Origin of the sequence: Pseudoalteromonas sp. Isolate3 (assembly GCF_022398505.1) — a bacterium.
Taxonomy (GTDB): Bacteria; Pseudomonadota; Gammaproteobacteria; order Enterobacterales; family Alteromonadaceae; genus Pseudoalteromonas; species Pseudoalteromonas apostichopi.
Genome location: NZ_JAKEVN010000115.1, coordinates 1 through 13,322, shown reverse-complemented (window position 1 = coordinate 13,322; position 13,322 = coordinate 1). Strand labels below are relative to the sequence as shown.

The window sequence follows — 13,322 nt, the reverse complement described above, 5'->3', positions numbered from 1 at the left end:
CCATTAAAAATAGCATTTATTTTCATTTTTTTGGCAGATTGTTTTATCTAAGTAGCAAAGTACTATATTAGAAAAACCTCTCAAGGACTGAGAATGAAAGTATTGAATTTAAGGAAGAGTTCAGAGAAAAGCACACTTGCTATCCTCGTAACTTTAGCCGTTTTAACATTGTCTATACTGAAAGTGACATCACAAAAGCATCCACTTCATGACCTACTTTTAATGGCTTTTATGCTTACATCGATTGTAATTATATTTTTGATATTGAACAGTAAAAATGAGCTGACGATATGTCGCCACGGTATTTTTTATAGCTCTGCGTTTGGTAATGTTCATATTGAGCCAAACAAAACTAAACTAATTAAACAATATTCTAAATATGGTTTTAACTGCGTGGTAATTATTGGTCATGGCTACTTTATATTTGCGCCATTTTATTATTTAACGTCAAAACAAAAACAACGATTAAAACGATATGATAATAACTTGCTGCATTGGTTACAGGTAACGCGTAAACGCAGCAAGTTTCAGGGCTTTTAGTGACGAGTACAAAGCCCTTTTAATAGGCTGTTGCTCAGTTTTGCCACTCTTTAAGTACGTCTTTTACAAGCTCATAGCGCCATGAGTTAAACAGGTCTGGTTTTGATGCAGTTTTACGCTCATCGGCATCGAGCTTCCAATTCCAGCTGATCAGTTGGTTAATCTGTTTTTTAGAGGCCAATACATCTTCAGGAATACCCTGCTCTTTTGCAACTTTAGTAATTTTTTGCTTAATATCTTTAGCGGCTTTTTTGTATGCCGGAAAATCAATTAAACGTTTTAATTGTGCTGGTTGTTCGCTTACAGGAACAGCTTTACCACGCTCAATACATTTTAAAATTTCAACGCCCGAACGGTTAACTTCCATAGGCTCAACACCTGGCACTCGGCGTAACGCATTTAAACTTGTAGGCTTACGCTTAGCAATTTCAACCATGTTGTGCTCTTTTACCACAAAGTTAAGTGCGAGATTTTTGCGCTCTGCCTTTTCACGGCGCCATGCAGCAAGTTCGCGCAATACCGCTAAGTCGTGCGGTCGTAATTGCCATGCATTTTTAATGTCTTTGTAAAGCTGCTCTGCAGGTGTTTGATAAGCACGTTTTTGCGCAACTAACTCGCTTTCGCTGATCACGATCTCAAAAAAGCCAGCTTCATCAATTTGTTTTTTAATAATTTCAAAACAAGGCAGTAAGTGATACGTATCGGCAGCGGCATAATCTAGCTGCTTCTCAGTGAGTGGGCGCTGTAACCAATTAGTGCGCGATTCACTTTTATCAATTTCAATATCAAGTAATTCTTTAACCATGTGCGCAAAGCCCATGCAGTTACCATGGCCTAGTATTTGTAGAGCAAATTGGGTATCAAACAATGGTGTTGGTACAAAACCGGCATATTTTTGAAACACTTCAATATCTTCTGACGGTGAGTGCAGTACTTTTAACACCTCAGGGTTTTTAAGTACTTGCCAAAAATCAAAAAGCGACAACTCAGCCAGTGGGTCGATTAACGCTAAATGCTCTCCATCATATACTTGAATAAGTGCAACTTCAGGGTAAAGCGTACGACGACGCATAAACTCAGTATCAATTGCTAGTACCGGTTTACCTGTTATTTTTTCTACAAAATCATTTAATTGATTTTGTGTTTCGATCAGTTGATATTGCACTTATACCCCTTTCTTTACCATAAAAAAGCCGGCTAATGCCGGCTTTAATTATTTTTCTTCGTCCTTTAAGGCTCTTCTGAGAATCTTACCAACGTTTGTTTTTGGTAGTTCATCTCTAAACTCAACGAGTTTAGGCACCTTATAGTTCGTTAAATTATCACGACAGTGCTTTATTATATCTTTTTCAGTTAAAGATTGATCTTTTTTCACGACAAAAACTTTAACTTGTTCGCCACTTACCTCATGAGGGATACCGATAGCAGCTACTTCAAGCACGCCATCGTGCATTGCGACTACTTCTTCGATCTCATTTGGGAACACGTTGAAGCCTGATACGATAATCATGTCTTTCTTACGATCAACAATATAGAAGAAACCTTCATCATCGTAAGTTGCAATATCACCTGTTGCAAACCAACCGTCTTTTAAACATTCAGCTGTTGCATCAGGGCGATTATAGTAACCTTGCATTACTTGTGGGCCTTTAACCCAAAGCTCTCCAGGTTCACCCTTAGCTGCTTCTTCACCATTTTCAAGCATTAGCTTGATATCAGTACTTGGTGCAGGTAATCCAATTGAACCGTTATAACCGTCAAGGTCATATGGGCTTAGTGTTACAAGTGGTGCACATTCAGTTAAACCATACCCTTCCATTAGCTTGGTTTTTGTTACAGCTTGCCATTTTTCAGCTACAGGACGTTGTACCGCCATACCACCACCAAGCGACATTTTTAAGCTCGAGAAATCAAGCTCAGCAAAACCCGGGGTATTTAATAAACCATTAAATAGGGTGTTTACTCCCGTTATCGCAGTGAATTTGTGTTGTGTTAACTCTTTTACAAAGCCCGGCATATCACGTGGATTAGTGATAAGTACGTTTAAACCACCATATTTCATAAATGTTAGGCAGTTCGCAGTTAATGCAAAGATGTGATAAAGCGGCAGTGCCGTAATAACCACTTCTTTACCTCGCTCTAGTACATTATCTAAACAACCAGATACTTGCTCAAGGTTACCAACCATGTTGCCATGAGATAGCATTGCACCTTTAGATACACCCGTTGTACCACCTGTGTATTGTAAGAATGCTAAGTCGTTTAAATCAACTTCAGGCTTTTTGTAACTCGCTTCATTACCAGCTAGTGCATCTGCAAATTTAATTGCATTTGGTAATGTGTAGCTAGGCACCATTTTCTTAACGTGCTTAACCACAAGGTTAACAATGTGCTTTTTAAGACCGCCCACCATATCACCCACTTGGGTAACCACAATGTGCTTAACGTTAGTTTTTGGTAATGCTTTTTCTAGGGTATCGGCAAAGTTAGCAAGAATGAAAATTGCTGATGACTCTGAGTCATTTAACTGGTGCTCTAATTCACGCACAGTGTAAAGTGGATTTACGTTAACCACCACACAACCAGCACGAAGAATACCTAAAATAGTCACAGGCGTTTGCAGTAGATTCGGCATCATCACCGCTACTTTATCGCCTTTTTTTAGACCAAGATCATTTTGAATGTACGACGCAACACGTTTTGTAGCACTGTCTAACTCACTATAGGTCAACACTTTACCCATGTTGGTAAATGCTGGAAGGTCACTATAGTCAGCAAAACTTTTTTCAAACAAGTCGAGTAGCGAGTGATAATGCTCAGGGTCGATTGTTTCAGGCATACCTTCTGGGTAGCGTTTAAGCCAGATTTTTTCCACTCTTAGCTCCTGTTTATAATTATATTTTTTAATAACCTTAATCTAACTAAGGCAGTTTCTCAATGGAGTAAATACTCTAATGGTGCAGATAATCCCACATTTGGTGCAATTATACAATTAACTTGCTTTATACTGCCCAATAAATGCATGAATGTGCTCTAAGGGTAATGCAGGACTTTGCATATGGCAATGGTGACCTCCTGGTATCTCATGAATTTTTAACTCCTTGTAATATTTACCATATGCCTCTAGGTTATCTTTAACAAAAGGGTAACCCTTCGCCCCTAAGATAAGCTGACATGGTGCGTTAATTTGTTTGATGGTTGCAATGCATTGTGCCTCATCAAAGCGAAACCCTGAGTGATTTTTAAGTTTTGGATCGGTTGTCAAATACCACTTACCTGCTTTTTCGTAACAATTTCGTGTCATCAGTAGCTCTGCTTGTGGGTATTCAAGGTCACCACTTGCGAGCCTTGCACTAATAATGTGCGCTTTTGAGTCAAAAGCGCGAGGGCCTTTACTGTTTACCCGCGCTCTATTTAAAATCGCTTTACGGAGTTGGCTGCTCACGTCATTGCTGTCGGTTGTAACGCAACCAATGCCCTCAATGAAGTTTACCGATGCTACCTTTTCAGGAAAGCAGCTGGCAAAAACTCCAGCAACCATAGCCCCCATTGAATGACCAACTAAATGCACTTTAGTCACATCAAGTGACTCAACAAATTTATAAACGTCATCAATGTAGTCAATAAAGTAATAGTGTGCGTCACTACTTCGCCAATCTGATAAACCATGACCAGGAAAATCGAGACAATACCAACGCTGGTTAAGCTGCACATTTTGTAACATAGGTATGTAACTATGTGCGTTATCAAGCCAACCATGTAAGGCAATCACGACCTCATCGCCATGACCAAAGGTTAGGCCATGCATTGCCTGAGTGCCAGTTTGAAAAGAAAATGGTTGCACAATTACTCCTATTTATTAAGCGTTTCAACTTAAAGGCGTTTATTTATCCTCTGGCTAGTATACAATAATCCTCGCAGTATAAATAAGGGCACAATAATAAGGTTACATCAATGAAATTAAAATTAAGTCTTTTAGCATTATTATGCTCAGCAGGCTCAGTAATGGCTGAATCAGCACCAAAAAACATTATTTATATGATTGGTGATGGTATGGGCCCAGCGTACACAACTGCATATCGTTACTTTAAAGATGATCCAAATACTAAAGTTGTTGACCCAACTGTTTTCGATACTATTTTACGTGGTATGGCGCATACTTACCCAGATGATCATACTTATGTAACAGACAGTGCAGCGGGTGCAACAGCTCTTAGTAGTGGTCATAAAAGTTATAATGGCGCAATTGCTGTTGATACTGATAAAAAACCAGTAAAAACCATGCTAGAAGTTGCCAAAGAACGCGGTATGACCACAGCATTAGTGGCGACATCACAAATTAACCACGCAACCCCTGCAAGCTTTGCTTCACATAACGAATCTCGCCGTAATTATGACGAGATTGCCAACGACTATATCGATAACAAAATCGCAGGCAAATTGCCGGTTGATTTAATGTTAGGTGGCGGCACGAAATATTACGTTCGTGAAGACCGTAACCTTGTAGAAGAGTTTAAAGCGGCTGGCTATCAGTACAGCGATGACTTTGCAGCAATGAATGACTTAAAGCAAGTTCCAGCGCTTGGTTTATTCGCTGAAGTCGGTTTACCGTTTGCGCTTGACGAAAATCCAACGCGCCTTACGCAAATGACAACGAAAGCACTCGATTTACTTGATGGTCAAAACGACAAAGGTTTCTTTGTGATGATCGAAGGTAGCCAAATTGACTGGTGTGGTCATGCAAACGACATTGCATGTGCAATGGGCGAAATGGATGACTTTGCTAAATCGATTGAACAAGCAAAAGCGTATGTAGATAAAAACCCTGATACCCTGCTTGTTATCACTGCCGATCACTCAACAGGTGGCTTAACACTCGGTGCTCATGGTCAATATAAGTGGGAAACAGACGTTGTTAAAGGTGTTAAAGCAACTGCTGGCACCATCACAAAAGATCTACTTGAAAGCGATGACTTAAAAGCAGTATGGCAAAAGTATTCTGATATCGAATTCACTGATGCAAACAGCATTAAGCTTAGCCAAGCTAAGAAAATGGGTGATAAAGCACTTTTACTTGCTGTAAAAGATATCATCAATCATGCAAGCTTCACAGGTTGGACTACTGGCGGCCACACCGCTATTGATGTACAAGTATTTGCCTATGGTAAACGTGCTGAAGATTTCTACGGTTCGCAAAACAATACCGCGATTGCCGACAAACTGATTGATTATATAAAACAGTAATTTATATTGAATACTGTCCAATCATAAAAAAAGCCTAAACATTTGTTTAGGCTTTTTTCATTTTAATTCAGTTGCTTGCTTTATTAATTAAGCGTATACATCAACGCCAATTAAGCTTTGCACTTCGGCACGGCGCTCTAAGTTAGCAAACTCAGTGTAGGTTGAAATAGCACGACTTGTTTTTGGGTTGCTTGGTTTATCATAAATTGTTTGCTGGTAGCTTTGCGACTCAGCTTTAAATTCATCGGCAATAGCAACTGCTTGAGGGCTTGATTTAACATACTCTGTTGACGACTTTTGCTCAGCCGTTTGATCTGATATCGCTTTAGGCTTATCAGTAACGGTATTTTTACGGCTATATTGACCGGGAATGTCACCGGTATAAAAGCCTGAGCCAATAGGTAAAGTCAAACTAGTAATTCCACATCAAACATGACTAAATTATGTGCCATAACTGACAAGCACGCAAGTGTCGTTAATCGTCTCTTTATTCTCGGCCAGGTAGTTTTTTCCAAGTCACTGTATCACGAACATATTTAGGCTGCGCATTCGCTGCAGTTACTGTATCACCGCTAGCGAAGGCAGTTGCAACCCAGGCTAGCATGTACTTCGCATCAGGCAGTAAAATGTTTTCATTTAGACTTACATTTGCAAGTTCAGTGACAAGCGCAGGATAGGTTTTCCAACCAGTGCCCACCGCAGTTGCTGCTGTTTCAGGTAACGTTAGCAACTCAGGTTTAATTACTTGCTCTTCATCAACAAGCGTCATTAAGCCATTTTCATCAGCCTTGTAGTGGGCATAATATATTTCACCCATACGCGCATCAATCGCTGAAAACACATCACTAACTTTGTCTTGTTCAAATGCTTGTTGCGCCATCATCTGTAATGTTGATACACCAACCAAAGGCAAGCGTGCGGCATATGCTAAGCCTTGCGCAATCGCGACACTGATACGCACTCCTGTAAAGCTGCCCGGTCCTTGACCAAACCCAATAACATCTAAGTCTGCTAATTTACATTGCGCCTTAGCGAGTAACTCATCAATTAAAGGCAAGATTTTTTGGCTGTGCTGCTGTGGGCACTCTTCAAAATGATGAAATGTTTGCCCTTGATAATGTAGCACCAGCGATAAAGCTTCAGTTGATGCATCTAAGGCAAGAATATTGTGTTTAATCATCTAAGTTACTCTAATTGATCTGTTCTAAAAACGCGTTTGCCATTGCTAAATCGCGCGTGCGGCGCATTGGTGGCAAACTTTTTAAAAATACTTGGCCGTAATGGCGTGTTACTAAGCGGTTATCGCAAATAACCAGCACACCTTTATCTTTACTATCGCGAATAAGTCGCCCTACCCCTTGCTTTAATGCAATGACCGCTTGGGGTAATTGAATATGTGCAAATGGGTCCTTGCCTTGTAATTGGCAATCTTGCATTTTTGCTTGCAATAATGGGTCATCTGGTGCGGCAAACGGCAATTTGTCAATGATAACACAACTTAATGTACTGCCTCTAACATCTACACCTTCCCAAAATGAAGCTGTGCCGAGTAAAACGGCATTACCATGACGGGTAAACTTCTCAAGTATAATGCGTTTTGACATTTGCCCTTGCATATAAACCGGATAATCCATTTGTGTCGTTAAACCTTCAGCCACTAAATGCATCATACGATAGCTAGTAAACAGCACAAAGCAGCGACCTTTTGCTGATTTAATCAACTCAAGGGTCAGCTTGATAATAGCATGGGGCATATTATTCGCATGAGACTCAGGTAAATAGCGCGGTAAACAAAGCATTGCTTGTTGTTGATAATCAAATGGACTTTCAACAATCATACTTTGTGTTGGTTTTAGACCAAGGCTGGCATTAAAATGTGCCAAGTCGTTATCGACCGATAAAGTGGCCGATGTAAACACAAAACCAGCCCCAGTGTCTTTCATCATTTGTGCGAATTTAGCTGACACATTGAGTGGCGTAATGTTCACCGTTAGGTATCGGCGGGTTGTTTCGTACCAATAACTATAGCCCGTTTGTGCAGTATCAAATACCCGCTCTAACTGACCTTTAAAGGCTAATGTACGCTCAAACGGATGCTCGATTTTTTCACTACGATCTAAGCATAATTTCAACACCTGGTATAAAAAGTCAAGATCACTGATCACCCGGTGCAATGCAGCACAAATATCTTTATCGGCTAGCTTTTCGCGCCAATCACCACGACTCCCATCTAGCCCAAACTGCAAGCGTAAATCTGCGACACTAGTTTCTAACTTGTTGAGAGTTTTACCTAATTGCAGCATATCGGGAATATCGGCACGGTAAATCGCTCGTAAATCATTAATTAAATCCACCAGCTTTTTGGTACTTACACTTTCACCAAAATAGTCACTGGCAATTTCACTCAGTTGATGAGCCTCATCAAAGATGTAGGCATCGGCGGTTGGCATAAGTTCAGCAAAGCCAGTGTCTTTTACTGCCATATCTGCAAAGAATAAATGATGGTTGATCACCACCACATCGGCTTCCATTGCATTTAATCGTGCTTTACGAATATAACAATCTTGGAAATCTGGGCACTCTTTACCCAAACAGTTATCAGCGGTTGAGCTAACATAAGGCAGTACCTTGGCGTCTTCTTCTATGCCAATACAATCTGCTAAATCGCCTGAACGGGTTTCACTTGCAAACTTTGCCACCATCGCAAGTTGATGCATTACATCTGGATCATCTGTTGGCACATGCGCGACATGCTGACTTAAACGATACGTACACAAATAATTCGCGCGGCCTTTTAAAAGGGCGACTTTTTTGGTGGCGCTCAGTGCTTTGACTAAATTGGGTAAATCACGGTGAAACAACTGCTCTTGCAGTGCTTTTGAACCCGTTGAGATGATGGTTTTGCCTTTTGATTTTAACGCAGGCGCTAAGTAAGCATAGGTTTTACCCGTGCCTGTGCCCGCCTCAACCACTAATTGGTGACGTTTTTTTAAGGCATCGTCAACTGCAACGGCCATGTCAATTTGTGGCTGCCGAGGAGTATATCCATCAAGAGAAAGTGCAAGGGGGCCAGTGGCACTGAAAAGTTGTTTGATAAACTTCGCCAATAGATTAAAAGTGATGAGCAGATTTTACGTAACTGACTTGCCAAGGGCAAGACTAAATGAGGAAGCAAGGCTTCCTCATGGTTAAAAGTATGATTGCTCTTAAATCATTGTCCTTGAATCGTTAATGTCACGCCCGAAGCGGCTCGGTAACCTTGCAAATCTATATACCAAGTACCACTTTGCGGGTTATCAAATTGACAACTTTCTTCGTTACCATTTTTGTAGGGTCGACACAGATAATTTGAACTTGTCGACGCTGAGCCATAGTTAACATACAAATCAGCATCGCCACTACCGCCGGAAATAGTCACTGTAAAATTACTAAGGCCTTCTGGTATTTGTTGAGTAAAGCGCTGCCAACTCCCTGTTGCGACACTAATATTTGTCTCAGTTCTGTCAATGTTTTCGCTGCCACCAGAAGTGCTGAAACTTCCCGTAAGTGACACATTCGAAATCTGATTCCACGCTTCAACCATGACATGATAAGTGCCCGTTTGAACAGACGACATCACACAGCTTTCATTACTTGTAGAGGTAGTACTTTTACAATCAAAGTCTTGTAATGTCGGTTTACTGCCAAACTTCACGTATAAATCGGCATCACCTGAGCCGCCCTCAGTTACAAACTCAAGGTTACTACTCATTGCGGGTACGTCTAGCGTAAAGAAAAGTTGCTCTTTTGCTGAGCCCGCCAAACCCGTTTTAGTTACACCATTTGCAAGCTCATTAGTTGGCTCAGTCACTACATCACCAGCATTCTTCGCCATTTCAGCAACATAGCTCACGGCCAATTTTGCAAATTTACTCGCGTGAGCCGCATCAAACTGGGCATCATTTGATGTATGGATCATTGGGTTAATATCACTCATTGTAGATTCAAATGGCATTGAGGCGGCAAACCCTTGCTGATACCAAGAGGCATGATCTGAGCAGCCATAACCACATTGATCAAAGCCATAGCTCACTGTGGGTTGATAAGCATCGAGCAATTGCGATAGATACTGGTTTTGCGATGAATTAGTGTAATCCGTCATCATCACAATATCGGTGCTGCTGCCGTTATTACCGGTCATATCAAATTGCACCATGCCAACAACATTCTTACCCTGTGATTTATAGCTTTGTGCAATATCTTTCGAGCCTCTAAGACCCACTTCTTCAGCGGCAAATCCCATTATTTGAATCGTTCGCTGAGGTTGGTAGTTATTTTCCACAATCGCTTTCAAGGTTTGTGTGAGCACCGCAATGCCAGAGGCATTATCGTCTGCACCGGGAGCACGTCCATTACTCGGGTTTGACTGATTGATTGAATCTAAATGACCACCAATAACGACGATTTCATCTGCTTTTTCTGCACCAGGTATGGTTACAATAACTGATGACTGCGAAAAACTATGGTTAAAGTACTCAACACTGATATCACTACGACTACTGGCAATTTGTTGCCAATGACTCTTTAACCAGTCAGCCGCATCAACACCACTTTGCACTGAATAATAACGGTTATGAAAGTTCATCATGCTATTAACCGTATCGCTCAGTTCACTACTATTAATCGATGATAATAGCGCATTGACTGTCGCGGCATTATCAATACTGTAATTTACCAAGCTTGCATTCATCGCAGTCTGCGACAGCGCATTTAATTGCTGAGTATATAGCTCTGCATCTGCTAATGAGTCATGGGCTACAAAACCACCACAGCGATGATAATTATCGTGCATAAATTCACTTAAACCAGCGATATCCTGTTTGTTAACGCGCATAAAATTAACTTGATTCAACACTGATTTTTGCATCGCAAAATTACTGTTTAGTTTATGCTTACTCACTGTATCTTGTTGAAAGTGCTCTGCAGCAAGGGCATCAATGGTCACCCAAATTGTTTCGTCTTGTTCTGCATAACTTAATTGGCTCAGTGACAGAGTGGCAAAGCCCACTAGGCACTGCTTTAGGCGGGTTGTCATAATCGCTCCTTATTAAAAATAAAAAAAGGGAGCCGGAGCTCCCTAAAAGGGTGGCTAGTTAGCCGAAATGGTGAGTGTTACACCACTTGCAGCGCGATAGCCGCGAAGGTCGATATACCAAGTACCCGCTTGAGGATTTGTAAATGTACAGGTTTCGCTATTGCCATTTTTATAAGGACGGCAGTCATAGCTAGATGTAGTCGATTGCGAACCAAAATTCACATACAAGTCAGCATCACCTGAACCACCAGAAATAGTCACATCAAGTGACGAATACCCAGCATCTAGGTCTTGCGTGAAACGAGTCCAACTATTTGTAGCAACACTTAAGTTAGACTCAGTGCGGTTAATAGGTGTTACACCACCACCGCTGCCCGAATCAAAGCTACCAGTTAGTGATACACCTGAAATTTCATTCCAAGCTTCCACCATTACGTAGTAAGTACCTGCTTGCACATTACTAATAGCGCAGTTTTCTGTGCTAGTAGATGAAGTGCTTTTACAATCAAAGTTGCTCAATGTTGGTTTTGCACCATACATTACATAGAGATCTGCATCCCCACTTCCACCTGTTGTATTGAATTGTAAATTTGTTGCACCTGCTGGTACTTCGAGGGTAAAGAACATTTGATCTTTAGCACCACCACTGATCCCTGTGCGTGCAACGCCATTAGTTAGCTCTTCATCACCGCTTGGAGGTGGCTCAGTCGTACCACAACTGCTACCTGCGCTTAAGCTTGAAGTCACACCGACTGCCGCAAGTGCCGCCTGTACATCTGCTGGGTCATAACTTAAATCACAGGCCGCATCCATCACGCCATTACCTGCTAAATCCCAGTTTGTGCTGGCAGTCCAGTAAAGTTGGTTAGCACGAGCCATGACCACGAACGCCTTTTGCGTATCCCAACCAGGTGTGGTTGCAAGGTTATAAAATGCCTTGTTGAATACACCTGAGCTGTAGTGCACATCCATGCCAGAGTAATAATTGTTTTGATGATCAATTGAGCTACCATCTTGGGTTGGATTATTCATGTAACGTAATGCACCGTTACCTTTAAAAATTTCCTGACCCACTAACCAGTCGTTTGAGCCTTTCATATAAAACTCAGCCGCTTCACCAGCCATATCAGAGAAGGCTTCGTTCAAACCACCTGATTTACCAGAATAAACAAGGCCAGAGTTTTGTTCAGTAAAACCATGGCTTACTTCATGAGCTGATACATCAAGGCTTACTAGTGGATAGAAGGTATTTTGACCATCACCAAAAGTCATGGCACTACCATCCCAAAACGCATTTTCGTAGTTGTTGCCATAATGAACGCGCATTTTCAGCTGGAAAGTTAATGGCGCAGTACCGACCCAATCGTTATACATATTAAAAATAACGTTACCGAAATAATGTGCATCATTTAAAGGCGAGTACGCACCGTTAATTTCTTTAAAAGTATTTTCAGGGCATGTGAACGAATACGCTGTCGAACCGCTCGTACCACCATTTAAGTTAATGGTTTTTACGTTAGCGTTATTCATCGTACAGGTACTACCCGACTGAGCAACATCTAGGTTATCAAAGTCAGTGCCGTAAATGTATTTGCCTGTTTTTAAGTTACCACCAGGGCCTGTTGCACTGGCATGTTGAAGGTTATCGAAGCTAAATAATACTTCGCCACTGTTTGCATCGATAATTTGGTACGGACGAGATGGGTTTTCGCCATAAGTTACGTACGTAACTTCATACACCAGATGAGCAACACTATCTTCATCTAGCCAAATAGCTAAACGTGATTGTTCATTATGTTTTTTTAACCCGACTGACTTAATTGCAGCGGGTGAATTAGCAAGCCCTTTAGCGACTGCTTTTTTCTTGTTAAGTGCCGGAGACACAGAATCGATGTCTGCGGCAATATCATACACAGCTGCACCATGTGCACGCTTTAACTGACCATTACTATCAAATGTAAGGCTAACCGTATCGCCGATGACAGGCAGACCTTGATACATTTGTTGGTAACGGCGCGTCGTATTGCCGTTACTGGTTTTGATTTCTTTTAATACCACTAAATCATTCCCTGCACCTAAACCAACTAACTGATTTGGATTTGCACTCAAAACCGATGACGCATTGGTTTGCAAAGCTTGGTTAATCCCTGTTTGTTCGTTTAGGTATTTCTTATTCGCAGCTACTGCACTTGTTGCTTGAGTCAAAGCAAAAGCAGCAAGAGTTGCTAGTGTGATTTTAGATAAATTCACGTTTTACGCTCCGTTAGATTGTTATGTATTTAATGTTTTCCTTGTAATCGGACTGCACTGTTCCCGATTAATGACCAGCCTAGATTGAATGGAGCGAAATTGAAAATGAAACAAAAAATTTACAAGTAAAGTATTAGCTCTAAAACATTATTCCTTAAATAACAATATGATAATGGATTTCATATGTACAAAATGTTAACAAACGGAGTTTAGG

10 protein-coding genes are annotated in these 13,322 nt (G+C 41.1%); 2 read left to right on the top strand and 8 right to left on the bottom strand.

Going from position 1 to position 13,322, the window contains the following annotated elements:
• Nucleotides 1–93 precede the first annotated feature (93 nt).
• Nucleotides 94–540: a hypothetical protein gene (locus L1D46_RS17235; RefSeq protein WP_130052595.1), complete on the top strand. Its 447-nt coding sequence runs from the start codon at nt 94–96 to the stop codon at nt 538–540.
• Nucleotides 541–574: 34 nt separating this feature from the next.
• Here the strand turns inward: L1D46_RS17235 and rnd are convergent, their stop codons facing one another.
• The 3 genes from rnd to L1D46_RS17220 form a co-directional block, all read right to left on the bottom strand.
• The gene (gene rnd / locus L1D46_RS17230; RefSeq protein WP_130052596.1) at nt 575–1,705 is read right to left on the bottom strand and encodes a ribonuclease D; all 1,131 of its coding nucleotides are present in this window, start codon (nt 1,703–1,705) and stop codon (nt 575–577) included.
• Nucleotides 1,706–1,753: 48 nt separating this feature from the next.
• The gene (gene fadD / locus L1D46_RS17225) at nt 1,754–3,415 is read right to left on the bottom strand and encodes a long-chain-fatty-acid--CoA ligase FadD (RefSeq protein ID WP_130052597.1); all 1,662 of its coding nucleotides are present in this window, start codon (nt 3,413–3,415) and stop codon (nt 1,754–1,756) included.
• A gap of 117 nt (nt 3,416–3,532) precedes the next feature.
• The gene (locus L1D46_RS17220) at nt 3,533–4,384 is read right to left on the bottom strand and encodes an alpha/beta hydrolase (RefSeq protein WP_239977937.1); all 852 of its coding nucleotides are present in this window, start codon (nt 4,382–4,384) and stop codon (nt 3,533–3,535) included.
• Nucleotides 4,385–4,494: 110 nt separating this feature from the next.
• On the opposite strand from L1D46_RS17220, the gene L1D46_RS17215 reads away from it, so the two are divergent.
• Nucleotides 4,495–5,784 carry an alkaline phosphatase gene (locus L1D46_RS17215; protein WP_054563873.1) on the top strand — a complete coding sequence of 430 codons (1,290 nt, stop codon included), beginning with the start codon at nt 4,495–4,497 and terminating at the stop codon, nt 5,782–5,784.
• Between the two features lie 87 nt (nt 5,785–5,871).
• On the opposite strand, the gene L1D46_RS17210 is transcribed toward L1D46_RS17215, so the two are convergent.
• The 5 genes from L1D46_RS17210 to L1D46_RS17190 form a co-directional block, all read right to left on the bottom strand.
• Nucleotides 5,872–6,195 (bottom strand): hypothetical protein, encoded by a 324-nt coding sequence (locus L1D46_RS17210; protein ID WP_062565644.1) that lies wholly within the window; start codon nt 6,193–6,195, stop codon nt 5,872–5,874.
• Between the two features lie 76 nt (nt 6,196–6,271).
• Nucleotides 6,272–6,964, bottom strand: a complete 693-nt coding sequence (tsaB, locus tag L1D46_RS17205; protein WP_130052599.1) for a tRNA (adenosine(37)-N6)-threonylcarbamoyltransferase complex dimerization subunit type 1 TsaB — start codon at nt 6,962–6,964, stop codon at nt 6,272–6,274.
• A 10-nt stretch (nt 6,965–6,974) separates the two neighbouring features.
• Nucleotides 6,975–8,891 (bottom strand): ATP-dependent DNA helicase, encoded by a 1,917-nt coding sequence (locus tag L1D46_RS17200; RefSeq protein ID WP_130052600.1) that lies wholly within the window; start codon nt 8,889–8,891, stop codon nt 6,975–6,977.
• Between the two features lie 104 nt (nt 8,892–8,995).
• Nucleotides 8,996–10,858: a M28 family metallopeptidase gene (locus L1D46_RS17195; RefSeq protein WP_130052601.1), complete on the bottom strand. Its 1,863-nt coding sequence runs from the start codon at nt 10,856–10,858 to the stop codon at nt 8,996–8,998.
• 54 nt (nt 10,859–10,912) lie between these two features.
• A complete protein-coding gene (locus tag L1D46_RS17190) occupies nt 10,913–13,108 on the bottom strand; it encodes a pre-peptidase C-terminal domain-containing protein (protein ID WP_130052602.1) in 2,196 nt (731 codons plus the stop codon).
• Between the last annotated feature and the right edge of the window lie 214 nt (nt 13,109–13,322).